Genomic DNA, 26,536 nt, shown 5'->3' with positions numbered 1-26,536 from the left:
TTGATAGGCAATATGTTAGGTGTAAATTACTTTAGTAAGAGAAGGGTAGTTTAGTTGTAAACTACTTTTGTCACGTGTTGATAAACAAAAATATTTTCAGCGGCGACATTAGTACACAATTAGCGAAAACAACTTTCAAAATGGTGGAATGCTAAAATATTGCTGTACATGTTTTTCTGGTTTTAGAACTGTTAACTTTCTACTTTGTTTTATGAGTAGAAGGTTTTTTACTTTAATGAGGTACAATATTTCATTTGTAATGGTTTGTTCATTCTCCGTTCATTTTCAGTTCATGCTCTGTTCATGTAGGCTCTATATTCTAAAAATGTGAAAAGAAATAGGAGGGGTTTTAAGATGAACCTGGCTTTAAAAGAAATGAAGAAAAATAAAGTGCGATTTGTGATTTTAGGTTCCATTGTTTTTCTGGTGAGTTTACTAACCTTTATTATTTCAGGTTTGGCAAATGGATTATCACAAGACAATGCTGCGTTAATTAAAGATTTACCAGCAGGACAGTTTTATATGAATGAGGAGGCAGATGAAACGTACAATCTGTCAAAAATAGATAGCAGTACCCAAAATGACATGTTAAACAAACAAAAGGACGCTGTAGCTTTTTCAATTCAAATGGGCTTTATAAATGATGAGGCTGGCAAGCAACAAAGCGTTGCCTTTGTCACTGCTACCGATTCACCACTATTTGAAAATGTGAAACATGAGGAAATTATTTTAGATAGCTCACTAAAGGATAAAGGTATACAGGTAGGCGATACAGTAACGAATAATCAATTTAGTGGCAAGTTTATTGTAAAAGGCTTTGTTGAGCAAAAGAAATATAGTCATGCACCTGTAGCTTATATTAGCATGGAGGATTACAAAGAAATTTATCGAGTTGATGAAATGCAATTAGTTTTCACGCCAGATGGAGATGCTTCACAAGCGTATACGGGCTTACAAGCATTTTCGAAAAGTGATTTTTTAAATACGATTCCTAGTTATAGCGCAGAACAGATGTCTCTTAATATGATTGTTTGGTTTTTAGTTGTGATTAGTGGCATGTTGTTTGCAATCTTTTTCTATATGATGAACGTTCAAAAGATTGGTTTGTACGGTATTTTAAAAGCAATCGGTTTAAAAACAAGTAAGCTATTTAAAATGATTTGGACGCAAATGGTCGTTATTACCGTTATTTCACTGGCGTTATCGATTGCACTGAGTCAAATTTTTAATCAAATTGCACCGCAAGGAATGCCGTTTAGTTTAAGTTTGGCAACGACGACCCAATTGTCGATCGTATTCATCATTATTGGATTTATTGGTGCAACGATTTCAGGTATTCAAATTAAAAAAATTCAGCCATTACAAGCGATACAGCAAGGAGAGGTCTAATATGACACTATTTACAATGGAGAATGTTAGAAAAACGTTTACGAATGGTGAAGTGCAAGAAGAAATATTAAAAGGCATTAATATGACGCTTAAAGAAGGAGAAGTAACAGCTTTAGTAGGTGCTTCGGGGTCTGGTAAAAGTACACTATTAACGATTGCTGCTGGGCTACAACCTACATCGCAGGGCCAAGTAATTTTTCAAGGGAAAAATATGACGGCTTTGACTGCTGAGCAAGTGCGACAAGTGCGGGCAAGTGAATTTGGTTTTGTTTTTCAATTTGCACATTTAGTTCCCTTTCTAACAGTAGAAGAACAGCTATTACTTATGCTCGAAGTGTCGGAATCAGCATTAAAGAAACACGAGCAGCAAAGAGAGGTAGAGCGTATTTTAAAATTAGTAGGGATGGACCATCGGAAAAATGCATATCCTTCGTCCTTATCAGGAGGAGAGAAGCAACGAGTAGCCATTGCGCGAGCGATTATTCATAAACCGAAAGTTCTTTTTGCCGATGAACCTACAGCAAGTTTAGATTCCAAAAGATCGAAGGACGTCATGGAGTTAATTAGAGACCTTACCAAAACATTAAACATTACAACGTTAATGGTTACTCATGACGAAGAAATGTTAGCTTATACAGATCAAGTCATTAAAATGAATGACGGCAAAATTGTTCAAAATGTGTGATTCATTTATAGTCTAAAAGGTTTTCGAAAAAAGTGTTAGATTGACACCCATGTCAATCTAACGCTTTTTTGCTGTATGCTGTTTTCCTCTAATATGGCGGTTACTTTCTGCGTAGCCGACTATAATCTGTAAAGCTCAATCGCCTTCGCTTCTATCGACTAGAAATGCTAAATAGGTTTTACTGAATAGGGACTAATATTTCACATAGATGATTATCAATCATTTGCGATGTATATCTTTCAATGATTGGCTGTTGTCTGATAGATAGATGATTTTTGGCGATTTCAGAAAAAATATTACCCCAAAATTCGCTGACTGCCTCTTTCGTATGGTCTAACAAGAAAACTGCATATTTCCCGCCAGGTAATGTTCCACTCTGAGCAGGCTTTGCCACATGGAAATCATTTGGAATCATGACGCAAACATCATATCGACACTCTTCTTTAGGTGTAACTTCAGGATTATCTTGAGGAATGGCAAAAATGGGTGAATCCTCAAATAAGGCATTTAGCTGTGCCCATTGTTTAAAAGATTCCATTAGCTCTTTGTTGTGTTCTTCACCGTATTCACCGACGTTTCTAAAGTAGGCAATTTTTGATTCTGCCAATTCTTCGATAGTAATTTTCAATATTTCATCCCCCTTCCTAAGTAAAGGTAATATGATTAAAAATGTTTCTCAAGTGCTTTTTAAAAGTTTTTTTGAGGGAACATCCTCTATGCATTCGGTTAGGGCATTTTTTATGTCTTCGATGACATACCTTCTTAAGTAGGGGGGATAGCATGTTTAAAAGGAAATGGATATTTGTAGGAATCATTACTATGGCAGTAGCTATATTTAGCCTAGTCGCAAAACTTATGGAGGTTGAAAGTACGGAAAATAAAGAGGTGCAGCAATCTTTCATTACGAAAGAACAGTTAAGCATTGCGAAATTGAAAGAAAAACTGCGTGAAATATATGTTGGAGTTGATGTGAAAACGACGCCAAAGAAACAATTAGTGTTACAAGTTGTAGCAGATGAGGATTATTTTAATTTAGTAAAAAAAGATATGGAGCCGATTGCAAAAAGTGTTATGGAAACTTCTCCATTTAAGGACTACACAGTTATTTTTGAAAGGTGGGAATTTACCTCAGAACAGGATGATAAAAAACTTATAGATAAAGAGCTTTCTAATTTTTTGAAAGCAATTGTAGTAGGGCTTCAAGAATTTGATGTATTTAAAAATATAACGACAGATCATCACACATTTATTACTGTGCAAACTTCTATCATTGGTTCGGAGAAAAATGCACAAAAGGTTGCATTAGAAATGGAAGAAATCATATATGGAATTTTACGTTCACAAGAGAAAAATGAAGGGACTCCGATCAATGAATATAAGGTGAAAGTAATGAATTCGCAAGGGGAAGTATTAAATGAGTAGAAGATAAAATTGTGTGGGTGCCAATTGTGTGAGTGCCTGACACTCAGTTCTAGCATAATACTGGCTCCTAAAATCGTAAAAATCTACTGCGCTTTCCGCGGGCACGACGTAAGCTGCAACCCTCGCTGACGCGCGGCTTGTTGCGTCTTACGTTACGTGCGTTCCCGCAGGAGTCTCCGTAGATTTTTACTAAGTTAATCCTTGTGGGGGAGCTATTTAGATACGAAATTGTTTGGGTGCCTGACACTTTCCCTGTATTCAAAAAATCCACTGCGCATTTTTAGGGCACAGTGGATTTTTATTATGCTCGTCATCAAATGGATGACGAGCGTAGTAAATTGTAGTTAATTGTTTGAGTGCCAGGCACTTATTTTTTAAGGAAATCAGGTTTAGAGAAGCTTGGGTTAGGATATTTGTAGAAGCCTTCTCCTGTTGCGCGTCCTAATTTGCCTTTATCGATGTACTCTGTTTTTAATAAGTTTGCTAGCTTTTTCATGTTTTCATCACCAGTTGCAGCAGCTTTTGCCTCTACAATGTTATGAGCGGTATTAATACCTACAACGTCTAGAATAGCAAATGGTCCAAGAGGAGCGCCTGTCCCAATCATCCAAGTTTTGTCGATTGTTTCAGGGTCAGATACTTCTTTTACTAGTAGCATTTCAGCTGCATCTAAAAATGGCACGAGTAGAGAGTTCAAAATATAGCCAGGTTGTTCTTTATATAATGTTAACGGCACCATTCCAATAGCTCGAGCAAATTCAACAACTTCATCAAACACCTTCATATCTGTACCTGGATGTTTCATAATTTCGGCTGTATTATTTACCCAAATCGTATTAGCAAAATGTAATGCTAAAAATTTCTCAGGGCGACCTGTAGCTTCAGCAAATTGACTTGGTAATAAAGTAGATGAGTTTGTGGCGAAAATTGTTTTTGCTGGAGCAACTTTGCCAAGGTTTGTGTAAAATTCTGTTTTGATTTTTACAACTTCAGGAATAGCCTCAATAACAAGATCTGCATTTGCTACAGCCTCTGCTAAGTCGCTTTTAAAAGTAAGACGAGCATATGCAGCATCTACTTCTTCCTGTGTTGCGCCCAAATCGTGTTGGTATAATGGTTTTAACTTTGTAATGCGCTCCTGTGCATTTTTTAAAGCATCGTCATTAATATCGTATACAGTAACGTTGAATCCTTTAAAAGCAGACTGATAAGCAATCTGACTTCCTAATACGCCACTTCCTGCTACAGTAATGTTTTGATAATTCATCCTGACTTCCTCCTCTGAAATAGTTACGTTAATATAATAGTTTCTAAATAATATAATTTTCTTATTACAATTTCATACTACTGCTTTCAATGAATGAAAATCAAATTATAAACTCAAATATTATAATGGTATAAAATTATGTTTGATTACTACAGAAATTTATACCTTCAAGTATGTGCTTATCAAGAAGGAATATAACCATTACCTATATTCATTTTATTGAATGGAGACTATAAGGAATATACAAAATAGTGAAAAAGGATTATTATGTAATATTTTAAATTTATAGGTATTTAAACCTTTAGTAAATAATTACTTCGAATATTTAGACTTAGATACATAATGATTTAGTCGGACTGTATGATTGTGTAAAAATAGGTCTATTATATAATTTTCAATAATTTACATATATTTATAGATTTGTTAATAGGTGTTTTAGTAAACTGAGTTTATGAATTGAAAGAGGGGTAAGAAGAATGAAGAAAACAATTTTAGCTGGAGCTCTAAGTATTGCATGTTTTACAGGAGGTTTTGGCTTACAAGCACATGCACAAGAAAAAGTAGAAGTTGCCAACATTATTCATCCAAAACAAGTCGTTGCATCGACAAATCAAGTACAATCGATGTCCTATCAAGATATTTACAAAATGTTTTTACTTTCTAAGTTAGGCTTTGAAAATGATGATGTAACATTAGTTACAACTAAAAATAGCATTACGATAAAAATGTCCCTTAAAGCAATAATGGCATCCTATACAGATGGGACAAACTTATTCCCAGAAGGGGAACAGGCGTTACAAGAAAACTTTGATGAGTTTAAAAAGTTGTTCGGCGATGCGATTCAAATGCGCATTACTCAATCTGGCAATGGCTTCAAGGCTGAAATTTTTACAGCGGGGAAATGGGAAGCAGCAAGTAATGCAGATATGAATGATTTAATTACAGTATTTAACCGTGCTGACCTTGATTTAAAACCAGGTGGGTATTTTACAGATGCGATTGGCCATTGGGCTGAAAGCTATATCCAATTACTTTATCAAGCTGGCATTGTAACTGGAACTACTGATACGACATTCAATCCGAATGGGCAAGTCACTCGTGGGCAATTAGCTGCAATGATTTTCCGTGCGTCAGGCTTAGATGTAAATGAAGATTATGAAGGACCTGCTTCATACAAAGATATGCAAGGTTTCTGGGGAGCTAAGGAAGTAGCAATTTTACAAGAGTATGGCTTACTCGAAATTTTTGATGGTAATTATTTTGAACCAAACAAGCCTGCTACTCGTGAAGAGATGGCTCATGTAACAGTAAGTTACTTAGAAGCAATGGAGTTCGATGTAGCAAAGGCTAACAAAAATAATACCTTTACAGATAAGAATCAAATGCGTCAGGAAGCTGTTGAATCTATTGGCTTATTACAGCAATTAGGAATTATTGACGGTGCAAACGGAAAGTTTAATCCAAAAGGCAATTTAACACGTGCACAGTTTTCTAAAATTTTAGCACTTACGTTGATGACAGTAAGTGAAGAGTAATACTTTCTAAGCTAAAATATAGAACTTAAAATAATCCACTTCGCAGTGCTTTGCTGGCGAAGTGGATTTTTTAAATACCTTTTTAAGTGCCAGTCACCCGAACAATTCTGATAATTTTAGCGCTTATTCCACGAATATATGAAACATATAGCTTAAAAAATAGCCCAATAAAATATATGTTATAAAGGATTTTAAGGTTACTGCTCGTACATGGTGCAAAATAAACTCTGAAATACTAGCCGTTCCGATTAACCCTATTGATAGTCCCATCAACACGCCTTGTGCCTTAATTGTTAAATTCCAATATTGACCAACTAAAATAAAAAGTATAAAAAACATCGAGAATCCGATGAAATAAATAAATAGTTTCCACAGCTTTCCGTTTTGTGAAAGAGATGCTGTTGTAAGTGCAAACCCCTCAGGAAGATGATGAAGAATGATGGATGCTGTCATTGTAATACTAAGTGCGGAATTGCCAAGTAAGTTACCAATAGCAAGACTAATAGGAACTGTATGAATGACCATTGCGATTGCAAGCAAAGAAACGGAGGGATTTTGTTGATTTGTAGGGTGAAATAAACTACTAAGTAATTGAAATATTAAATAGCCAATTAGAATGCCTAATATAATTCCAAACGACTTGTACACTTGAAAAGAAGATGGAATGATATCTAGTACGAGCAAGCCGACTAAAAATCCACCACATAATAATGATAATCCTTGGGTTGTATGTTGAAAAAGCTTAGAGAAAACCCAAGCGATTGTTCCTCCTATGCTAACACTGAAAAAAAGAAATCCACCAATAATTATTGCACTCAACTGCGAAATTCCTCCGCCCTATAATAATCTAAGTTCGTTTTACAAAATATATGCAACGTAAGAGGTTATATGATGGAGCCCAGTGAAAATAAATGACCATTGCTGCGTATAAGCAAAGTAAACTATGACAACTAGAACAGAACGTACAAAGAAGTGAAATGATAAGCTTTCCCAAAAAGATTTTATTTTTTAAAAAAGGGTAGTTATATTTATGAATTAATAAGTTATATAGTAGCTTAATTATGTATATTTATTAGGGGGATTGCTATGAAGTGGGTTGCGCTTTTAAGCTTTTTATTAATGATTACCATTAATGGTATAGCAAGTACAATAGGTATTAATGGCAAAACGACAGGAGAAATTTCGAACCAACAACAGGTGCTGTTTATGCCAGCAGGCTATGTTTTTTCTATCTGGCTTGTAATTTATATAGTATTAGGAATATGGATGGCTATTCAATTATTTCGTAAGAATGCCAATCAGGAGACTGCTATTTTAAGTCTTTTTACATCAACTTGTTTATATAACATTGCTTGGCTTTTATGTTGGCATTATGAATACTTTACATTATCGATTGTCATGATGATTGGTCTCCTTGTTAGTTTAATCTTTATTTATAGAAGTTATCCGAAAGGGGATCGCCGTTTTGCAGGGAGATTACCATTTTCGATTTACATGGGCTGGATTAGTGTTGCCTTAATGGCAAATATTAGCTATGTGCTTACATATTATCAGTGGGACGGCTTTGGTATAGCTGATGTATGGTGGGCGAATTTGTTACTTTTGGTTGCCACATGTCTTGCTATTTATATTCGCTACGTTGAAATCGATGTTTTGTTCCCAATCGTTATTATTTGGGCTTTTATCGGTATTGCTGTAAAAAATGGAGTAGATGCTGGAAGCTTATTCTATATGCCTTTACTGTATAGTGCCATCCTTGTTATCACGATTTTCATCGGCAAAAGAAAATAATATCGTCTGGAAAAAAGAGGGTACATTCAATTGACTGAATATTACTTTAATTCTATACTTTTGAATAGGAACACTAGATTCATAGATGTAGTTAACTACTAATGAAGGTGAGGAATGTAAGTATGAAATGGGATGCAAGTTATGATGTAGTAGTAGTAGGATCAGGCGCTGCAGGTTTGACAGCAGGACTCACAGCAAAGTTGCAAGGAATGAAGTCATTAGTCATTGAAAAAACTGATCGTTACGGTGGAGCATCTGCCTTATCAGGTGGAGCACTATGGATTCCAAATAATCATGTGATTAAAGGTGCAGGTGTTCCTGACACACATGAACTAGCACGTTTGTACTTAGATTCTACTATTGGTGAGCGTGTACCAGCCGCTTTAAAAGAGGCATATATAACACGTGGGCCAGAAATGTTAAAATTTTTAAGTAACCATACAAACCATATGCGTTTCCAATATGCCAAAGGCTATTCGGATTATTATCCTGAAAAGCCAGGCGGTTTATCACAAGGGCGGTCGATAGAGCCACTTATTTTTGATTTGCAAAAGATGGGAACTTTAGCTGATACAATGCGACGATCTACTATGTCGACTAAAGGTTTCACAATGAATAGCTATGAATTCCATAAGGTCAATATGATTAGACGTACAATGAAAGGAAAAACAACAGCACTAAAGCTTGGTATGCGCTTAGTGAAGTCTAAAATAACAGGTAGTGAGCCTATAGCATTAGGACAATCTTTAATTGCACGCTTACGTATGTCACTTGCGGAAGCGAATGGAGATTTATGGGTTTCAACTGCATTTAAAGATTTTATCGTAAAAAATAATCGTGTGACTGGATTGATAGTAGAACGAGATGGACAAGAAATGCAGATTGAAGCCAAACACGGTGTAGTGCTTTCATCTGGGGGCTTTTCTCATAATCAAGCATACCGTGAGAAATATTTGCCTTCACCAACCAATGCCAAATGGACATCAACGCCAGAAGGGCAAACAGGGGATTGCATTGAACCGAGCGTTAAAATTGGGGGAACATTAGATTTAATGGATAAAGTTTGGGGGGCACCTTCCGTAATTGATCCCGAAGGACATCCTTTTTTCTTAGTGGCAGACCGTGGTGTACCAAATATGATGGTTGTGGACAATTTAGGCAATCGTTATTTAAATGAAGCTGCCCCTTATCATGAGTTTGTAGATAATATGTTTGCACACCATAAAAAAACGAATACAGGGATACCTTCTTGGATTGTTATTGATGCAACTGCGAAGAGTCGATATATATTTACAGGTTTGTTCCCTGGACAAGCTTTTCCAAAAAGCTGGTTCGAAAATGATATTGTAAAAAGCGGTAAAACAATAGAGGAATTAGCAAATCAAATGGGTGTCCCATCAGAAAATTTACTTGAAACGGTTGCGCGTTTTAATACATTTGCACGTAATGGAAGTGATGATGATTTCCATCGAGGACAAAGTGCGTACGATAACTATTATGGAGATCCTACTTTAAAAAATCCGAACTTAGCAGAATTGAAGGATGCCCCTTATTATGCGCTCCGTTTATATCCAGGTGATATTGGCACAAAAGGTGGGCTCGTTATAGACGAGCATGCAAGGGTAGTGAAGCAAGATGGAACACCGATTGAAGGCTTGTATGCATCTGGTAATTGCTCTGCTTCGATTATGGGTGAAACGTATCCAGGCCCAGGTGCTACGCTAGGACCTGGAATGACGATGAGCTATATTGCAACATCGCATATGGCGAAATGTAGTAAGCAAGAAATAGCAGCTCTTATTGAAGCATAATTTGTTCTATACTAAAAACCTTCTTATTCTTTCGATAAGCAGGTTTTTTTCCATTAATAACTTGAGAAGTGTACAGATAGAAAAGGGCCATTGTTCTAATTTTGTTCGTTTTTGAATATAGTGGCTACTGGGTGAAGAAATAGGATTGCACATTGGAATGCTAAAAACCCAATAATGGGGTTTTATAAGGAAGGCGATGCTTTGTTATTGAAAGTAAAAAGGAGTGACTACACACGTGCTAGAGTATAAACTCGTGACAACGATTAACGAGCTAGAGACATATAAGGATACTTGGTCTGAAATACTTGAACGTGAAAAAAACGACAATCCATTTATAGAATATGAATGGATTTCAACCTGGTGGATGATAGTGGGGCACGAAGAGAATGTGGAAATTTACATTGTTGAGCATAACGGGGAAGCTATCGCATTTTTTCCGTTTGTTCATACAAGTCGATTTGGTGGTATTCATCAGTTTAGCTTTTTAGGACAAGGGATTGCTTCTTATATGGAGGTAGTTGCCGAAAAAAGATGGAAAGAGCAGGCTGTGCATTATTTATTGAAGGAACTTATAAGCAAATTTACGCGTGTTCTCTTCGTATTACATGGCCTTCTTGAAAGTAAGGATACTTCTCCAATATTAGAGAAATATACATTAGCACATCAATTGCCCTATTCGGTTTTTCGTATTGTCACACCTTATATAGATTTTAAGTCGATTGAATTACCCGATTTTTTAAAGAAACATAAGCGAAGATTTAAAAGTATTGATCGTCGAGAAAAGCGGTTGAAGGAACTTGGAACAATAACATATCAAAAAGCACATGCTGGAAATTTAGATAACATGTTTCAATTGTTTGAAAGAAGATGGCAAAAGAAAATGGATACGAGTGGTTTTACAGCACAACGGACAAAGGCTTTTTTTGAGCAGCTCGCAAAGCAGCAAAATGGGGCATTAAGTTTAAAAGTTCACAGTTTGCAATTCGAAAATACTTGGATTGGTTTTACATTAGATATTTGTTGTCGAGGAAGAAATTTTTGTCATGCGATGGGGCATGAGCCAGATTTCAATATGTTTGGACCTGGACGTTTAATTGAGAAAGAAAATATGCTGAAGGCACATAGTATGAACGTTCGTCTATACGATTTTGGTATTGGGTATGAGCCTTATAAGTTTGACTGGTATACACATTTAGATTTCACAAGAAAATTCATCATGAGTACTGCAGGGGTGAGGGAGCGAGCGCTTCGTACTGTAATGGTGCTACAAGAATCGTTATTAGCGTTGGTGAAAACAAATCGCAGAATTGTAGAATGGAAACGCAATACATTAGGTGAATTACGATACTTGTTTACAAAAGCTGATAGGAATGAATGGCTGTCCATGCTAAAATGTAAGGTGTTTAATGGACAAAAATTTACGATTTATTATTTAGAACAAAAATTAGGCCAATATCAATCTAACTTTCAGGAAATAAATATTCAATCAGTGCTCGAAAACGATCAGCGAACGGAGCTTCTTGCCCATTATTTTAAAGGCTATAAGCTCTATGGACAGAAACAGGACATTTCCTTTTTGCGACATGATCAATTTATCCACGAGGAAGCGGATGGGTTTAAGCAAGAATTGCCACCAAATACTACATATATTAAAAATTATGAACTACCAAAACTCCAAATGATTGTCGATGAAGTGCAACGAGAAGGGCTTGCAATTTGTACCTCTGCTAATTGGTTTGAGTGGCGAAAACGTAAAACGTTAACTGCATTAGGTTTTCGAAAGGTAGAACGTGTTTTAATAACTCAACTGTTTAAGTGGAAAAAGGTGCATCGTCATGAAAAGAAATGGGTAAAATTTTTTTTGAAACACGGACAGCAAACAGAACAACGCTGGCACCTAGCACTACTTTCCTTCCTAATATAACAAAAAATCCTTAGCGTCTTCTTTACGCTAAGGATTTTTATTTGTCATGTAAAAGAGCTGTATATGCTCTTATTAAAAGTGAATACCTGGCTTGTCAATTAGCTTACAGCCTGTGCCATATTTCGCTTTTAAGGCACCTTTAAAGTTTGTTTGTTCAAGCTCTGGGAATGCCTGCTTCCATAGTTCGAATACATTATGATTCGCTGCAACGCCGTTTTTTGTTAAACGGACAATATGAAAACCATATTCATCATTGCAACGAGCTAATGGGCGATTTTCGCGTACGGTAATAATACGTCCGCTTTCAGTGATTTCATAGAGTTCTTCATAGCCTGCAATTGCACGGCTTTTTTCATCCAAATTAGTTGTTTTTATAACAGTCTCTTTAACTGGTTTTTGTTCATTAGCCCCATTAGAAACTGCTGTCTTATTTTCCTCAGGAAGTTGCTCGACGATAATAAAATCCTTATTGGATGCCTTATCACTCATCGTCGCCATTACGTTCATAATGGAACCTACATAATGCATTGGTTTGTCGTTACCTTCTTCATATACGAAAATATTATAGTCGGTTTTATTAATCTTTTTCATAATAATATTTCCTGTTAAAATCGTAAAACCGATAAATTTGTTTTTATTAAGTGCTTGTAGTGCTTGTTGTTTGGTTAAAGTCATTACTAAATCTCCTAAAAAATTGTTTTTTCTATTTTACCATAAAATAAGATTCGCTGTTTTTCAATGGATGTAGTTAGCCAAAGCAAGTATAACATTGTGTTATTTTCCGAAAATTCGAGAGAATATGTAAAGTATGCTTTACAAATGATGGTTAGTAAAGTAAACTTTACGTAAAGGTTGCTTTACATTGGGGTGGTGAAAAATGGAACAACGTATAAAAGAATTAAGAGCATCATTTGGTTGGACGCAAGAACAGTTAGCCGAAAAACTAGGAGTTTCAAGGCAAACAATTATTTCTATAGAAAATGGTCGTTACAATCCTTCTTTAGAGCTTGCCTATAAAATTGCAAAATCATTTCAACTAAGCATTGAGGAAGTATTCATTTTTGAGAAAGGTAGTGATTGAATATGAGTTTGGAACAAATGTTAGGTTTTCTAGGTATAGTACTTGGCATTTCGGGAGGTCTATTTGGACTATGGTGGGGACGTAGGATGGCAGCACGTAAAAATGGGCTGGATGAAAGATATGAAAAAATTACAGTAAGCTCACTAGCGAACGGGTGGAAAATAACGGTTATTTCTATATATGTTCTATTTCTATTATTAATAGCTGGTGTTCAGTTTTCTACCGCTCAAGCTTTAGGAATTCTTTTACTCATTCATATGGCTGGATGGGCATTTTCGACACTTTATTATAATTTAAAATATTGATTATAAGTAATGGAATTATAGAGAAAAGGAGCATTATATATAATGGAGCATAAGTTTAGTATGAATTTATCTTGGTCAAATGGAAGAAATGGGACAGGAAATTTAACAGCTAGCAATTTGAATACAATCGTTTCTATTCCTCGGGAAATGAATGGACCAGGAATCGGAACAAATCCAGATGAAATGTTATTAGGTGCTTCAGCAACTTGTTATTTAATTACCTTTGCCGCATTGCTGGAAAACGCCAAAATACCAGTAGTGGCGTTGTCGATGGATTCAGAGGGGTTTGTAGATGTAACGGATGGAGTTTTTACATATGTGAGAATTGTCCATAGACCTAATGTAAAAGTCCCGCAACTAACCGAACATGAAGAAAAACGGATGCATCGGCTAGCTCAAAAAGCAGAACAAACATGTATGATTAGTAAGGCGTTGAAGGGAAATGTGCAAATCGAATGCTACCTTGAAATTGAGCAGTCGTCTAATAGTCAGTAAGTAATTTAATATTTCCATAAAAATTAAAGGAATTATGCCAGAAGTTTTTCTGGTGTAATTCCTTTTGTCATATTTACAGGGTATTTGCTTTGTCTGAAATAGTTCTATAAATGTGCGAAATGAATATATAAAGTTAAGCACTAAAAAAATGTAAAGGATGATGTATTGCACGTCCAGACAGCTGAGACAAACACATTTTATGGTCAGTATGGAAAACGAATTTTTGATATAGTTGGGGCAATTCTATTATTACTTATGACAATTCCTCTTATGTTAGGTGTACTTCTCCTATTACTTATGACTACAGGACGCCCCATTTTTTTTAAACAAATTCGAACTGGTTACGAACATCAACGTTTTATCATTTGGAAATTAAGAACGATGACGATTCAGGCTACACCTATCAATATGCCTGCATTATGTACAGAAGGTATTCCAGATGATTACTATTTTAAAACTGACCAAGATACGCGCATTACAAAAATCGGTGCAATCTTACGTAAGTTAAGCATTGATGAAATTCCGCAGCTTTTGAATGTAATGAAGGGTGAAATGAGTATTGTTGGACCGAGGCCAGAAGTACCGACAATTACAAATAGTTACAGCGCTTTACAGGCACGCCGTCTAGAAGTGAAGCCAGGCTTAACAGGGCTTGCACAAATTAACGGACGATCCAATATTTCACATGGTCAAAAAATTTCCTATGACATTCATTATGTAGAGAACGTAACGTTTTTGATGGATTTAAAAATTGTTGTGAAAACCTTTTTCGTTGTTCTAGCTAGAACAGGGGCTTACTAAAAGAGCAAGAGGTGAAGGATGCTGAAGATTGTTCAACTTATAACACGTATGGATAAAGTAGGCGGCGCTCAAAAACATGTGGAGGCACTTGCCATAAAGCTAAAGCAAGATGCCCATGAAGTGACGATTGTGACAGGTTATTATGATGCATCATTATGGCGCTTACAAGATGAGCAAATTAATGTCATCAGTATCCCTGCCATGCAACGGGCGATTCATTTAACAAAAGATATCCAAGCACTTTGGCAATTACGAATTGCTTTAAAAAAAATCCAGCCCGATGTGATTGCAACACATTCTTCTAAGGCAGGAGCAATTGGACGTATCATCGGAGGTCTTTTGCATATTCCAACAATTTTTACTGCACATAGCTGGAGTTTTACAGAAGGGGTACCACAAAAAAAGCAACTGATGTATCGACAGCTTGAAAAAACCATCCAGCCATTAACAACTAAAATCATCACCGTGTCTGATTATGATCGTAAGCTGGCGTTAACGAAAGGCATTGCACCTGCTCATAAATTACAGACTATTCATAATGGCATTGAACAATTAGAAACGAATCTAGTATCAAATAGAGTGAAACATGAGCATCCGCAAATCGTTATGGTTGCTCGCTTTGAGGTGCCAAAAAGGCAAGATTTACTGTTGGAGGCTTTGCTGGAGCTAGCAGACATACCATGGCACCTGCAATTTATTGGCGACGGTTCTTTACGACCTCAGCTAGAAAGCTACGTAAAAGATAAAGGTTTTTCAGAACGAGTTACGTTTTTAGGCAATCAATTAGATGTCACAAAATTACTTGCTCAAAGTCAGATTTTTGCACTGCTATCAGATTGGGAGGGATTACCCATCTCAATTATTGAAGCGATGAGAGCTGGACTTCCTATCATTGCCACAAACGTTGGTGGAGTCAATGAGTTAGTGACGGATAAAGAAAACGGTTTTTTAATCGCTCGGGACGATCCAAACCAACTGAAAATAAGACTTAAAGAGCTTTTAATGGATGAAACGCTATGTAAAAAAATGGGCGATATAAGTGAACGTCGTTTTTTACGAGATTTTACGTTTGTTCCTATGTACAAAAAAACAGTATCTATCTATGAACAGGCGATTTCAAAGTTTGCTAAAAAGGGTGATTAAATTGCAATTAATTCGCATTAGAACAGAAGATGAACTTGCGTATTATAAGGGGATTTGGGATGAGATATTAGCGAATGAACACAATGATAATCCGTTTATTGAATATGCATGGTTTTATAACTGGTGGATTACTATTGGAAGAAAGGAACGCGTAGAGCTATATGCTGTGCAAAAGGATGAGGATATTGTGGCATTTTTGCCATTGAAGATGCGAATACTTTGGGGTGTTCGTGTATATACCTTTACAGGTGAAAATGTAGCGAATTATTCAGGTATTATCGCTAGGAAAGTGTGGCAATTACCTGCTATAACGTTTGTATTTGATGAGCTTATAAAAAAGCATCATCACATGTTGTTTTCATTTCATGGATTACTTGAAAGTAAAGAGTCATCGAAAGTCATTGAGCAGTATTTTGTTGAACGGCAATTGCGGCCACATATTTTTCGAGTAGTAACACCGTATCTTGCTTTTCAAGACGTTGACTTCAGCAGTCATTTCCATAACCGCAGAAAAATACATGGTATAGATAGAAGAGAAAAAAAGCTGCGAAATTTAGGTTCTTTACGTATAAAAACACCTGAGCAAGAAGACCTTTGGCAAATGTTTAAATTATTTGATCGACGTTGGGCAAAAAAGGTGGATACGAGTGGTTTTACAAAAGGAAAGAAAAAGGAATTTTTTGAACGTCTTTTTCACCTTAAAGGGGAAGCAATGCAAGTAGAGGTAGACGCACTTGTTTTTGAAAATCACTGGCTAGCCTTTAACTACGGTATTTGCTGTCGAGGGCGTTATGTCACTTATGCGCTTGGGCATGAGCCAAACTTTAACATTTTTGGTGTCGGTCGTTTACTTAATCAAACGACGATCAAGCGCACTTTTTCAGAAAATTATCGTATGTTCGATATGAGTATTGGTTACGAGGCGTATAAATTCGATTGGCGCTCTGGCATCGATTTTACAAGGCGTATTGTTGCAAGTAGTAAAACAAAACGAGCAAAGTTGTTGCTTGGATGGTTTGTACGGAAGGAACGTCTAAAGGAAATGCTGAAAAGTAGTCAGCGTTTCGTTGGATGGAAACGTCACACTCTTGGTGAGATGCGCTATTTAGTAAAGTATGGAAAAGTGAAAGATTGGCTAGAATATGGACAACAATTCGTTGAAAAGTTTGTTCGTTTGAAGCAAGTGGATTTGTACGAGTTATCCCCATCTGATCGAGTCATTCCACAACAACCAGTAGGGGAGTTGTTCGAGGAAATGTCGATTCAAGAGGCAATGCCACTCGATCAAGAAGAGATTATTTCAATATTTTATAAGGGGTACATTCTTTATAAAGATTCCTTTGCCCAGACGACGAAGCCTGCATTTGCATTACATACTGACAACTTACGTGTGGATGCATTGCAAATTGTTGAACCTTTGCCAAAACAAACCTACTTTTTACACTATGATTTCTATAAAGATATAGGCGTTATAACAGCTTTTATTCAAAAAATAAAGCCAAATGAAACACTTTGGGTGACGGCAAGCTTTTGGCAATGGCGTAAGCGAAAACGATTGCAGCAATTAGGCTATAAACGTATTTCTCGAATGAAGCATTTTAAATGTGCTCGTTATGAGCGCAATCATGTAGAAAATTATACAGAGAGTGGGGGCGATGTTCATTCTATCCATTAAAAGTAAGCGATGGAATATCGCGATGCAGCATATTTACTTTGCAGAAAAGTTGGCAAATACTAGAAAATCAATGAAATTAGTTTGTCACACACATTCACTTGTTCCGAGCCGTAAGCTAGTTAAACGTGAAGCCGTTCATATTCCTTTAACAGATCATGCGAGCATGATGTATTCAGCACTTTCGAAAAACAACCGAAAACTGCTACGTCGTGCACAGGAAGAGCCCTATCAAGTACTTTTATATAACGAGCCTTCAGAGGAAAACTTGCGAGCATTTCAACAGTTTTATAATGAGTTTGCAAAAAGAAAGAAAATCGAACAAATTACTAAATCACAAATGGAATCCATTATGCTATTAAATCAAAAAAATGCTTTGCTATTAACAGAAGTACAAAGTATTTGTGGACAAACATTATGCTATCGTTTGGATATTGTCCATTCACAAAAAGCGATGTCCTATTATGTAGCAACCTGTGATGCTTTAGTCGTGCCTGCCCATTTAAAGCGGCCATTACGGTATGCAAATCGTTTCTTGTTATGGCACAATTTAATGTATTTAAAGCAACAGGGATTTGTTCTATATGATATGGGCGAGCTAACAGATGTGCAAACGATTCGTCAATTCAAATCGAGCTTTGGTGGACAAGTCGTTAACGTATATTCAGGCTACATCGCACAATCGAAAATGAGTGCGTTGTTATTGGGCGTGCAAAAGTGGAGAAAATAGCAATCAATGCAAATCATGGTGGTTTAGTGATTTCACTGGACTTTGAGTTAAATTGGGGTGTCCATGATGTTTTTCGCCATGGGCAATATAATAAAAATTTATATGGTGTTCGTCAGGCATTACCTAAAATTTTAATGCTGTTTAAGCAATATGAAATACATGCAACATGGGCTACTGTTGGCTTATTATTTGCCGAATCTAAAGGTGAGATGGCACATTATTTGCGAGGTATTCCAGTGAAATATAAACAGATGCGGTATGCAGCACATTCACAGCTTGCGAAAGTAGGGGAAAATGAACAAGAAGATCCTTTACACTTTGGTAAAGCATTAATTGAAGAAATCATGCAAACACCCCATCAGGAAATTGGTAGTCATACTTTTTCTCATTTTTATTGCTTAGAAAGTGGACAAACTAAAACGGATTTTCTTGCGGATTTACAAGCGATGAATACAATTTGTGATGGCTATATTGAACCGATGAAGTCCATCGTTTTTCCACGCAATCAAGTAAATGACAGTTACTTTGCAATTTGTCAGCAAGCAGGATTTGTGTGCTATAGAGGAAATGAACTACACGATTTATACAACCCTAAAAAGTTTACTAAAAAAAATCGACTATCGTTAGGTGCAAGGAAATGGCTGGATAGCTATATCAATGTCACGGGAAATCATATTGTACGATTAGAGGAGATGCAAGAAAATTCATTTATTAATGTTCGTGCAAGTGCATTTTTAAGACCATATAGTAGCTTGTTACGCACATTTGAGCATCTCAAAGTAAAACGAATTAAAGAAGGAATGCTTGCTGCTGCAAAGGAAGGCGCATTTTATCATTTGTGGTGGCATCCGCATAACTTTGGAAAACATATTGATAAAAATTTGGCGATGCTGGAAGAGCTTTTGCAATATTATCAAGAATTACAGAAGGATTATAATTTTCACAGCTATTCCATGCATGAGGTCGCCATGCTATGTAATGTAAGCAATAACATTTCTGAATAGAGTGTTATTGCTTTTTTATTTTACATGCAAAATTCATCTTCTACTTCATAGAAATTTTAAGAGAATAAGAGGGAAATTACCTGAATGTGACGAAGATGTAAGTTACTTAGTGTTATTTAAAATTGAAGGGTGTATGCACTATATAGAATAGCAGAAGGAATGAAGTAGCTTTCTACATAACAAAGGGGAGTTAGGAATGATGGAAAAGCAACAAAAGCCCATTTGGATTCAAAATATTTCACAATTAGTGACAGTTGCAAGTGACAAGAAGGGCCCACGTGTACGTGAAGAAATGCGCGAGCTCGGAATTATTGAAGGCGGAAGCGTCTGGATTGAAAATGGCACTATTCAGGATCTCGGTACAACGCGTGACATGATTCTAAAATATTTGCCGCGGGCTGAGGAAGCAGAGATTGTAGATGCAACGGGGAAAATTGTGACACCAGGATTAATTGATCCTCATACACATGTTGTTTTTGGTGGAAGTCGTGAGCATGAATTTGAGATGCGTTTAGAAGGTGCCAGCTATATGGACATTATGAATGCAGGGGGAGGCATTCATGCAACAACTCGAAAAATGCGCACATTGACAGAAGAACATATTTTCAATCAAACGACGAGACGCTTGGACTTATTTTTACAGCATGGTGTCACAACATTGGAAAGTAAAAGTGGCTACGGCTTAGATGTAGAAAATGAGTTAAAGCAACTACGTGTCATGCAGCGCTTGCAAAAAAAGCATCCAATGGACATTGTGCCAACATTTATGGGAGCACATGCCGTACCAGAGGAATACCGAGAAAATCCAGAGCAGTTTGTTGATTTAGTTATAGATGAAATGATTCCTGCAGTTGTACAAGAGAACTTGGCAAAATTTATTGATGTATTTTGTGAAGTTGATGTCTTTACACCAGAGCAGTCAGAACGTATTTTATTGGCTGGCAAGGCACAAGGGCTCATTCCTAAAATACACGCTGATGAAATTGAAGAAAATAAAGGGGCACATGTTGCGGCAAAAGTAGGGGCTATTTCTGCTGAGCATTTATTAAAAGTTTCGGACGAAGGAATTGAAGAGCTTGCCAATTCGGGTGTTATTGCGTGTTTACTACCAGCGACAGCATTGTATTTGGGAGAGAAACCAGCACGCGCTAGAGACATCATTGACGCAGGTGTGCCTGTAGCTATTTCGACTGATTGTAATCCAGGCTCATCTCCAACAATTTCGCTTCCTCTTGTCATGAACCTTGCATGTATTACAATGAAAATGACACCAGCTGAAAGCTTATGCGCCGCAACGTATAATGCTGCTTGTGCATTACAAATTGAAGATCGCGTTGGCTCCATTGAAGTAGGGAAGCAAGCCGATTTAGTTTTGTGGGATGTTCATAATCATCAAAAGCTACATTATATATTTGGTGTAAATCATGTGAAAAAAGTGTGGAAAAAAGGTGTAAAGGTGGTAGGTTAAGATGTTCATCCAACCTGAATGGCAGTGGAAACAAGAAAATGGCTCAGGTATGCACCAGTGGATTAAGCAAAAACAAAATCCACATGCAAATGATGTAGATATTATTGTATATGGAGCACTACTATCGTATGCAAGTGACCCATCCAAGAAAGCACAGTATCCTAATGCTTTTCGGAAAGCATGGTCCAGTTTTCAATCATATAATTTAGACGAACAAGTTGATTTACGAGCATTAGCAATTGTAGATATAGGTGACGTAGCGATAGATCCGACAAATCGAATGCTTTCGGAATCTGCATTAGAGGCGGCAGCGGAAAACTTAAGTATTGCCTATCCAAAAAGCTTTACATGCCTTATTGGTGGAGATCATGCGATTACAGCTTGTTCCTTAAGAGGAATTAAAAATGCTTATCCGAAAGAGCGAATTGGCATTATTCAGCTTGATACACATTTAGATGCACGGAATCAGGAAGAAATCGGATTAGCGATGAATTCGCCGATTCATCAACTGATTGCATCAGGCGTTGTAGAGGGGAAGCATATTTATCATGTCGGCCTACATGGCTTTTTTAATTCACCTGAAATGATTTACTATGCCCGTGAGCAGGGAATGCATATGATTACGTTAAAGCAGATGCGCCGAGACGGTATTCAGTTAACTATCCGCGAAATGCTGCGTCAGCTTATGCATGAAGTGGACAGAATTTATGTATCTGTGGATTTAGATGCCCTTGATATTACGTTTGCACCAGATGTTCCTGCGGCTACTCCTGGTGGTTTAACGGCCTATGAATTATTTGATATTTTAAAGCTAATTGGTGAAAATGAAGGTGTACGCCATATTGACTTTATATACGCTGATCCAAAACAAAATGAACTTCGTATAGAAACGGTGAAAACAGGCGTTACAGTATTTTTGCAATGGCTAACGGGCATTCAATTGGATCACCGCAATCGCATATCAAGGAAAGAAAAAGCAGGCTATGGGGCTACCCCATAGTCTGTTATTTGCATTAAGAAAAATATTGCCGTTGATTTCCGCTACGGACGGGCGCTTTCTGTGGGCACACCTTAATTGTTTGAGTGCCTGGCACTTTCAACTTATGCAGTTCCCTTAGGAGCGTCTAGGGTTTTTCTGTGAGTATAGAGAAAAAATACGTGACCAACATGGTAAATTGTTTGAGTGCCTGGCACTAATTATTAAGTCGATATTTTGCTATAATAGAAAAATGCTTATTATTCTTTTGATAATGACTAAACGCTAGAATAATAAATTAGAGAGGATTTTTTATTATGACTACAAAACCAAAATTGCTTATTGTTGATGGCATGGCATTGTTATTTCGTTCTTTTTTTGCTTCAGCAGCAATGGGGCATTTTATACGCTTAGAGGATGGCACACCTTCTAATGGTGCACAAGGATTTGTCCGCCATGTTTTGACGGCACAATCTATTATGAAACCAACACATTTAGCTATTTGCTGGGATATGGGTTCGCAAACATTCCGCAATGAATTATATGATGGCTATAAGGCGAATCGCCCAGCGCCGCCAGAGGAGATGCTGCCACAATTTGATATGGCTAAAAATTTATCTCAACATATTGGGTGGCAAAATTTCGGCGTTGTCGGTATGGAGGCTGATGACTTAATCGGCTCAATGATTACTAAATGGCAAGATGAAGCTGATATTACGGTCATTAGTGGGGATAAAGATTTATTGCAACTGTTAACACCTTCAACGCAAATCGCGTTTACGAAAAAAGGCTACACAGAGTATGATCTTTACACACATTCCCGCTTTAAAGAAGAGTACGGTATTGAACCATTTCAATTTGCACAAGTAAAAGCTTTTATGGGTGATACGAGTGATGGCTATCCAGGAGTAAAAGGAATTGGTCCAAAACAGGCGCTGACACTTATCCAAATGTACGGATCTATCGACAATGTCATTTCTTCCCTAGAGGATTTAAAGCCAGGACAACGTACGAAAATTAAAGATAATCTGGACATGCTGAAGTTATCACACGAACTAGCAACAATTCAAACGAATGTACCGATTGAAGCAGATTTTGCTCAATTAGTAGTACCAAATTATGAGCACCAAACTATTAAAGCGATAGAAGAACGTGGCTTTACACTTATTGCAAAGCAGGCACGTTCATTGTATTCCCTTATTTAGGTGCTATTTTAACGAAGCTTAACACTTTTTCATTATTTTCTAGTAGAGCAGTACGGATTTGGCTGGCACGATTTTTGCCACCATTATCGTGGAAAATCAACAATAGCCCATCATCTTGCACTGCATAGCCAATGAGTGGTACCCAATGATAAACAAAGGTAGATTTTCTATTCCACCATTGTAGGCTAAAATAACGGTCAAAGCGCATTGCAACGGGGCGTCCTGCATCAATTTCAAGCAGCGCCTCTTTTAAGGTACAGCTGCGTATGTCCCATGTCGGTAACAGTTTCCGTAGATTATAAATTAAACGCCATTTAAACAAGCCGATTTTTGTACCACTGAGTAGAAGATAAAGGTCGTTTACTGATGGGGCTGAGAGATTATAGTAGTGTAGTATCACATGAATGGTTGTTGGCCCGCAGGCAGAATTTCGATATTGAGGTGCAATGGATGCATCGTATTGTGATTTTCCTTGCAATGGCAAATACTGTTTCATAAAAATCTCCCTTCGACAATGAACGAATGAAAGACATGTCATGTAAGTTGCAAACGGATGCCTTCTATAAATAAGCAAAAATAGTATGCCAAGAAACACCTAGCATACTATTTTTGCTTTTGTTGCGCTTATTTTATTGTTGAGCAGCTAAAAACTCAGTCACTTGCTGAGGTGTTTTAGCGTTAGCACTATGTAAGTGTGCTAATTTTTCGCCATTTTGGAAAATTAATAAGCTTGGAATACCCATTACATCGTATTTATCAGCGATTTCAGGAAGCTCATCGCGATTAAGCTCATACCAATCAAATTGGTTGTACTCTTCAATAATTGGATCGATAAACATGTTCATGCGTGTGCAATCAGGGCACCATCCAGCATAAAATTTTACGAGCACTTTTTGTTGACCAGAGATAAGCTCATTAAATTGTTCAGCAGTTGTTATTGTTTTCATTAGTAGTTCACTCTCCTTGCTATCCATTTTACACATTTTCTCTTCATCCTGAAAGTTATCTGTTTGGAATAAGTGGACTCTACTTATTGTCTTGTTTTCGCTCGTAAAAAACAAAAAAAAGTTGTATATTGCAAAAATAAATGAAGAAAAAAGATTGCTAATTTAGACAAAATAATCTACACTAAAAACAGAAAAAGTAGTTTTATTTTCATTCAGTGGAAGACTTTTCACACGATGTAGCTGTGTTGCATATCAACTGACTGAAGATAAGTCTCTGGCGCTTGTCACAGATTATGATATGACATCAGTTAAAATCTTTTAGCTAAAAATCTAAGACAATGTAAGTGATTGCAACTAACTGGCATACATTGTAAAAGATCACCATGAATGTCTAAATCGAAGCAAAAAAACGCCAAAGCGAAACTTTGATTTTTTTTGGCTAAAAAATGAATGGCTATTCATTCAATGGGAGAATAAGGGGGAATTGCTTGTGACTTATAACATTAAAAAAGCGGCTGTTCTAGGTTCTGGAGTAATGGGCTCTGGAATTGCAGCACATTTAGCAAACATCGGTATTCCAACATTATTATTAGACATTGCACCGAAGGAACTTACGAAAGAAGAGGAAGCAAAGGGGTTATCTTTAGAGCATCCAGCTGTAAGAAATCGCTTTGTGAATGGTGCTCTTCAAAAGTTAATAAAGCAAAAGCCAGCACCACTTACTTCTAAGAAAAATTTATCGCTACTAACGGTGGGGAATTTTGAAGACGATTTAGCCAAACTGAAAGATGTAGATTGGGTTATTGAAGTTGTTGTTGAAAATTTAGCAATTAAACAAAGTTTATATGAAAAAATTGATGCTGTACGTACACCAGGTACAATCATTAGTTCGAATACATCAGGCATTAGTATTAATGCGATGGCGGATGGACGATCAGAGGATTTCCAAAAACATTTTTTAGGGACACATTTCTTTAATCCTCCGCGCTATTTAAAATTACTTGAAGTAATCCCTGCAACGACAACTGCACCAGAAGTTGTAGACTTTATGAAAAAATTTGGTGAGGATATTCTTGGCAAAGGCGTCGTGTTAGCTAAAGATACACCAAACTTTATTGCCAATCGCATCGGCACATATGGTCTGCTCGTAACTTTGCAGGAAATGCTAAAAGGTGGCTATTCAGTCGGTGAAGTAGATTCAGTGACAGGTCCACTTATTGGTCGTCCAAAATCCGCTACTTTCCGTACGTTAGATGTTGTTGGCTTAGATACTTTTATCCATGTAGCGAAAAACGTATATGACCAAACATCAGGAGATGAACAGCAAGTATTTGCAGTGCCAGAATTTTTACAAAAAATGGTTGAGAACGGTTGGCTAGGAGCTAAGTCTGGGCAAGGTTTCTTCTTGAAGCAAGGGAAGGAAATTTTAGAAATTGATCCAAACACTTTAGCGTATAGTCCAGCAAAAAAATTACAAACACCTTCAATTGAAATGGCGAAACAAACGCGTGGATTAGCTAATAAAGTTAAAGCATTAACGTATGCGAAAGATCGTACAGGTGAGCTGTTATGGGGAATTTTTGCACCGACATTAATTTACTCTGCACAGCTACACGGTGAAATTGCTGATGATATTGTGGCAATAGATAATGCAATGAAATGGGGCTTCGGCTGGCAACAAGGTCCATTCGAAATATGGGATGCCATCGGTGTTGCAGAATCGGTTGCTAAAATGGAAGCGGAAGGTCGCGAAGTTCCTGTATTTGTAAAAGATATGTTAGCTAAGGGCTTTACTTCATTCTATTCAGAACTTGAAGGTGACGTAGCGTATTATAACGGTTCACAATACGTAAAAGTTCCTGTTAATGAAAAAGAAATTAACTTGAAGCGCTACAAAAAGAAACATGGCGTTATTAAGTCCAATACAGGTGCTAGCTTAATAGATTTAGGTGACGGAATTGCCTTACTTGAGTTCCATTCCCAATCTAATGCCATCGGTTTAGATATTATTCAAATGATTAACTACGCGGTAGATGAAGTAGAAGCAAATTATAAAGGCTTAGTTATTGGTAACCAAGGGAAAAACTTCTGCGTCGGTGCTAACTTAGGAATGATTTTAGTAGAAGCACAGGATGATAATATTTTCGAACTAGACTTTGTTATTAAAGCATTCCAAGATGCTATGCAAAAAATAAAATATTCTAACAAACCAGTTGTGGCGGCACCGTTCGCTATGACGTTAGGCGGAGGAGCAGAAGTATGCTTACCTGCTGCCCATATCCAAGCGACGATGGAAACTTATATGGGGTTAGTAGAAGTCGGTGTTGGTTTAATTCCAGGTGGCGGCGGTAATAAAGCGCTTTACCAAAAGTTCTTGAAAGGTTTACCGAATGGCGTTGAGGTAGACTATCAAAATATTGCTAATAAAGTATTCGAAACAATTGCGATGGCGAAAGTTTCAACTTCAGGTGAGGAAGCGCGCGATAATAACTTCCTTGATTTTGCAGATGGTATTTCAGTCAATGCAGATCACCAGATTTACGATGCAAAACAGGCTGCTTTGGCACTTTATGATGCAGGCTATCAACCACCAGTGCCAACAAAGGTTCCTGTTGTCGGTGCATCGGGTTACGGTACGTTACTAATCGGTGCTCAAGGAATGTTTGAATCAGGTTTCATCAGTGAACATGATTTAAAAATTGCTAAAAAGTTAGCATATGTAATTGCAGGTGGAAAAGTTCCATATGGCACATTAGTAGATGAGCAATACCTATTAAATTTAGAGCGTGAGGCATTCCTAAGCTTAGTTGCAGACCCGCTATCTCAACAAAGAATGCAACACATGTTATTAAAAGGGAAACCACTTCGTAACTAACTACTAACTA

General features: G+C 37.0%; 25 protein-coding genes. 19 read left to right on the top strand and 6 right to left on the bottom strand.

Annotated elements, in window-relative coordinates; translation table 11 throughout:
* Nucleotides 1-354: 354 nt before the first annotated feature.
* Nucleotides 355-1,389 (top strand): ABC transporter permease, encoded by a 1,035-nt coding sequence (locus FH508_RS19410; RefSeq protein ID WP_173479523.1) that lies wholly within the window; start codon nt 355-357, stop codon nt 1,387-1,389.
* 1 nt (nt 1,390) lies between these two features.
* Nucleotides 1,391-2,074 carry an ABC transporter ATP-binding protein gene (locus tag FH508_RS19405; protein WP_173479524.1) on the top strand — a complete coding sequence of 228 codons (684 nt, stop codon included), beginning with the start codon at nt 1,391-1,393 and terminating at the stop codon, nt 2,072-2,074.
* Between the two features lie 178 nt (nt 2,075-2,252).
* Here FH508_RS19405 and FH508_RS19400 read toward each other — a convergent pair whose 3' ends face one another.
* Nucleotides 2,253-2,702 (bottom strand): AraC family transcriptional regulator, encoded by a 450-nt coding sequence (locus FH508_RS19400; protein ID WP_173479525.1) that lies wholly within the window; start codon nt 2,700-2,702, stop codon nt 2,253-2,255.
* 152 nt (nt 2,703-2,854) lie between these two features.
* Between FH508_RS19400 and FH508_RS19395 the strand changes: the two genes are divergently transcribed.
* Entirely contained in the window at nt 2,855-3,496 is a 642-nt protein-coding gene (locus tag FH508_RS19395; protein ID WP_173479526.1) for a hypothetical protein, read from the top strand.
* Nucleotides 3,497-3,863: 367 nt separating this feature from the next.
* Here the strand turns inward: FH508_RS19395 and FH508_RS19390 are convergent, their stop codons facing one another.
* Nucleotides 3,864-4,763 carry a 3-hydroxyacyl-CoA dehydrogenase gene (locus FH508_RS19390; RefSeq protein ID WP_173479527.1) on the bottom strand — a complete coding sequence of 300 codons (900 nt, stop codon included), beginning with the start codon at nt 4,761-4,763 and terminating at the stop codon, nt 3,864-3,866.
* A gap of 476 nt (nt 4,764-5,239) precedes the next feature.
* Here FH508_RS19390 and FH508_RS19385 point away from each other — a divergent pair, with 476 nt between their 5' ends.
* Nucleotides 5,240-6,298, top strand: coding sequence for an S-layer homology domain-containing protein (locus FH508_RS19385; RefSeq protein WP_173479528.1), 1,059 nt, complete (start codon nt 5,240-5,242; stop codon nt 6,296-6,298).
* A gap of 123 nt (nt 6,299-6,421) precedes the next feature.
* Here the strand turns inward: FH508_RS19385 and FH508_RS19380 are convergent, their stop codons facing one another.
* The gene (locus FH508_RS19380) at nt 6,422-7,117 is read right to left on the bottom strand and encodes a ZIP family metal transporter (protein ID WP_139859684.1); all 696 of its coding nucleotides are present in this window, start codon (nt 7,115-7,117) and stop codon (nt 6,422-6,424) included.
* A gap of 267 nt (nt 7,118-7,384) precedes the next feature.
* On the opposite strand from FH508_RS19380, the gene FH508_RS19375 reads away from it, so the two are divergent.
* The 3 genes from FH508_RS19375 to FH508_RS19365 all read left to right on the top strand — a co-directional run bounded on the left by FH508_RS19375 (nt 7,385) and on the right by FH508_RS19365 (nt 11,824).
* The gene (locus FH508_RS19375) at nt 7,385-8,089 is read left to right on the top strand and encodes a TspO/MBR family protein (protein WP_139859682.1); all 705 of its coding nucleotides are present in this window, start codon (nt 7,385-7,387) and stop codon (nt 8,087-8,089) included.
* A gap of 122 nt (nt 8,090-8,211) precedes the next feature.
* Nucleotides 8,212-9,900 carry an FAD-dependent oxidoreductase gene (locus FH508_RS19370; protein WP_139859680.1) on the top strand — a complete coding sequence of 563 codons (1,689 nt, stop codon included), beginning with the start codon at nt 8,212-8,214 and terminating at the stop codon, nt 9,898-9,900.
* Between the two features lie 235 nt (nt 9,901-10,135).
* Complete coding sequence (locus tag FH508_RS19365; protein WP_173479529.1) at nt 10,136-11,824, top strand: GNAT family N-acetyltransferase; 1,689 nt, start codon at nt 10,136-10,138, stop codon at nt 11,822-11,824.
* Between the two features lie 72 nt (nt 11,825-11,896).
* On the opposite strand, the gene FH508_RS19360 is transcribed toward FH508_RS19365, so the two are convergent.
* Nucleotides 11,897-12,499, bottom strand: coding sequence for an NUMOD4 domain-containing protein (locus tag FH508_RS19360; protein WP_173479530.1), 603 nt, complete (start codon nt 12,497-12,499; stop codon nt 11,897-11,899).
* Nucleotides 12,500-12,701: 202 nt separating this feature from the next.
* Between FH508_RS19360 and FH508_RS19355 the strand changes: the two genes are divergently transcribed.
* From FH508_RS19355 to FH508_RS19305, 11 genes are all read left to right on the top strand, one after another.
* Nucleotides 12,702-12,905, top strand: a complete 204-nt coding sequence (locus tag FH508_RS19355) for a helix-turn-helix transcriptional regulator (protein WP_173479531.1) — start codon at nt 12,702-12,704, stop codon at nt 12,903-12,905.
* A gap of 2 nt (nt 12,906-12,907) precedes the next feature.
* The gene (locus FH508_RS19350) at nt 12,908-13,210 is read left to right on the top strand and encodes a hypothetical protein (RefSeq protein WP_173479532.1); all 303 of its coding nucleotides are present in this window, start codon (nt 12,908-12,910) and stop codon (nt 13,208-13,210) included.
* A gap of 39 nt (nt 13,211-13,249) precedes the next feature.
* Nucleotides 13,250-13,705, top strand: a complete 456-nt coding sequence (locus FH508_RS19345) for an SACOL1771 family peroxiredoxin (RefSeq protein WP_173479544.1) — start codon at nt 13,250-13,252, stop codon at nt 13,703-13,705.
* Between the two features lie 165 nt (nt 13,706-13,870).
* Nucleotides 13,871-14,506 carry a sugar transferase gene (locus tag FH508_RS19340; RefSeq protein ID WP_173479533.1) on the top strand — a complete coding sequence of 212 codons (636 nt, stop codon included), beginning with the start codon at nt 13,871-13,873 and terminating at the stop codon, nt 14,504-14,506.
* 18 nt (nt 14,507-14,524) lie between these two features.
* The gene (locus FH508_RS19335) at nt 14,525-15,649 is read left to right on the top strand and encodes a glycosyltransferase family 4 protein (protein WP_173479534.1); all 1,125 of its coding nucleotides are present in this window, start codon (nt 14,525-14,527) and stop codon (nt 15,647-15,649) included.
* A gap of 1 nt (nt 15,650) precedes the next feature.
* Nucleotides 15,651-17,324 (top strand): GNAT family N-acetyltransferase, encoded by a 1,674-nt coding sequence (locus FH508_RS19330; RefSeq protein WP_173479535.1) that lies wholly within the window; start codon nt 15,651-15,653, stop codon nt 17,322-17,324.
* On the top strand, nt 17,305-18,051 hold the full coding sequence (locus tag FH508_RS19325) for a hypothetical protein (RefSeq protein WP_228134161.1): 747 nt from the start codon (nt 17,305-17,307) through the stop codon (nt 18,049-18,051). The genes FH508_RS19330 and FH508_RS19325 overlap by 20 nt, the downstream gene beginning before the upstream one ends.
* Nucleotides 18,039-19,055 carry a polysaccharide deacetylase family protein gene (locus tag FH508_RS19320; RefSeq protein ID WP_228134160.1) on the top strand — a complete coding sequence of 339 codons (1,017 nt, stop codon included), beginning with the start codon at nt 18,039-18,041 and terminating at the stop codon, nt 19,053-19,055. The genes FH508_RS19325 and FH508_RS19320 overlap by 13 nt, the downstream gene beginning before the upstream one ends.
* Before the next feature lie 196 nt (nt 19,056-19,251).
* Nucleotides 19,252-20,523 carry an imidazolonepropionase gene (gene hutI, locus FH508_RS19315; RefSeq protein ID WP_228134159.1) on the top strand — a complete coding sequence of 424 codons (1,272 nt, stop codon included), beginning with the start codon at nt 19,252-19,254 and terminating at the stop codon, nt 20,521-20,523.
* 1 nt (nt 20,524) lies between these two features.
* The gene (locus FH508_RS19310) at nt 20,525-21,523 is read left to right on the top strand and encodes an agmatinase family protein (RefSeq protein ID WP_173479536.1); all 999 of its coding nucleotides are present in this window, start codon (nt 20,525-20,527) and stop codon (nt 21,521-21,523) included.
* Between the two features lie 293 nt (nt 21,524-21,816).
* The gene (locus tag FH508_RS19305; RefSeq protein WP_173479537.1) at nt 21,817-22,704 is read left to right on the top strand and encodes a 5'-3' exonuclease; all 888 of its coding nucleotides are present in this window, start codon (nt 21,817-21,819) and stop codon (nt 22,702-22,704) included.
* Here the strand turns inward: FH508_RS19305 and FH508_RS19300 are convergent.
* Entirely contained in the window at nt 22,697-23,200 is a 504-nt protein-coding gene (locus tag FH508_RS19300; protein ID WP_173479538.1) for a C39 family peptidase, read from the bottom strand. The two genes, FH508_RS19305 and FH508_RS19300, sit on opposite strands and share 8 nt — an antisense overlap.
* Before the next feature lie 133 nt (nt 23,201-23,333).
* Nucleotides 23,334-23,678: a thioredoxin family protein gene (locus tag FH508_RS19295; RefSeq protein WP_173479539.1), complete on the bottom strand. Its 345-nt coding sequence runs from the start codon at nt 23,676-23,678 to the stop codon at nt 23,334-23,336.
* Between the two features lie 463 nt (nt 23,679-24,141).
* Between FH508_RS19295 and FH508_RS19290 the strand changes: the two genes are divergently transcribed.
* Complete coding sequence (locus FH508_RS19290) at nt 24,142-26,526, top strand: 3-hydroxyacyl-CoA dehydrogenase/enoyl-CoA hydratase family protein (RefSeq protein ID WP_139860528.1); 2,385 nt, start codon at nt 24,142-24,144, stop codon at nt 26,524-26,526.
* Nucleotides 26,527-26,536 lie beyond the last annotated feature (10 nt).

Source organism: Lysinibacillus sp. CD3-6, assembly GCF_006351725.2.
Lineage (GTDB): Bacteria > Bacillota > Bacilli > Bacillales_A > Planococcaceae > Lysinibacillus.
Note: the sequence above shows the minus strand (reverse complement) of the source record. Positions and strands in the feature narration are given on the sequence as shown.

Bases quoted from the DNA above. Each gene is read 5' to 3' on its own strand.
- FH508_RS19295 (WP_173479539.1), bottom strand. From the start codon at position 23,678: ATGGATAGCAAGGAGAGTGAACTACTAATGAAAACAATAACAACTGCT.
- FH508_RS19370 (WP_139859680.1), top strand. From the start codon at position 8,212: ATGAAATGGGATGCAAGTTATGATGTAGTAGTAGTAGGATCAGGCGCT.
- hutI (WP_228134159.1), top strand. From the start codon at position 19,252: ATGATGGAAAAGCAACAAAAGCCCATTTGGATTCAAAATATTTCACAA.
- FH508_RS19395 (WP_173479526.1), top strand. From the start codon at position 2,855: ATGTTTAAAAGGAAATGGATATTTGTAGGAATCATTACTATGGCAGTA.
- FH508_RS19390 (WP_173479527.1), bottom strand. From the start codon at position 4,763: ATGAATTATCAAAACATTACTGTAGCAGGAAGTGGCGTATTAGGAAGT.
- FH508_RS19300 (WP_173479538.1), bottom strand. From the start codon at position 23,200: ATGAAACAGTATTTGCCATTGCAAGGAAAATCACAATACGATGCATCC.
- FH508_RS19360 (WP_173479530.1), bottom strand. From the start codon at position 12,499: ATGACTTTAACCAAACAACAAGCACTACAAGCACTTAATAAAAACAAA.
- FH508_RS19305 (WP_173479537.1), top strand. From the start codon at position 21,817: ATGACTACAAAACCAAAATTGCTTATTGTTGATGGCATGGCATTGTTA.
- FH508_RS19310 (WP_173479536.1), top strand. From the start codon at position 20,525: ATGTTCATCCAACCTGAATGGCAGTGGAAACAAGAAAATGGCTCAGGT.
- FH508_RS19355 (WP_173479531.1), top strand. From the start codon at position 12,702: ATGGAACAACGTATAAAAGAATTAAGAGCATCATTTGGTTGGACGCAA.
- FH508_RS19325 (WP_228134161.1), top strand. From the start codon at position 17,305: ATGTTCATTCTATCCATTAAAAGTAAGCGATGGAATATCGCGATGCAG.
- FH508_RS19405 (WP_173479524.1), top strand. From the start codon at position 1,391: ATGACACTATTTACAATGGAGAATGTTAGAAAAACGTTTACGAATGGT.
- FH508_RS19350 (WP_173479532.1), top strand. From the start codon at position 12,908: ATGAGTTTGGAACAAATGTTAGGTTTTCTAGGTATAGTACTTGGCATT.
- FH508_RS19375 (WP_139859682.1), top strand. From the start codon at position 7,385: ATGAAGTGGGTTGCGCTTTTAAGCTTTTTATTAATGATTACCATTAAT.
- FH508_RS19410 (WP_173479523.1), top strand. From the start codon at position 355: ATGAACCTGGCTTTAAAAGAAATGAAGAAAAATAAAGTGCGATTTGTG.
- FH508_RS19335 (WP_173479534.1), top strand. From the start codon at position 14,525: ATGCTGAAGATTGTTCAACTTATAACACGTATGGATAAAGTAGGCGGC.
- FH508_RS19385 (WP_173479528.1), top strand. From the start codon at position 5,240: ATGAAGAAAACAATTTTAGCTGGAGCTCTAAGTATTGCATGTTTTACA.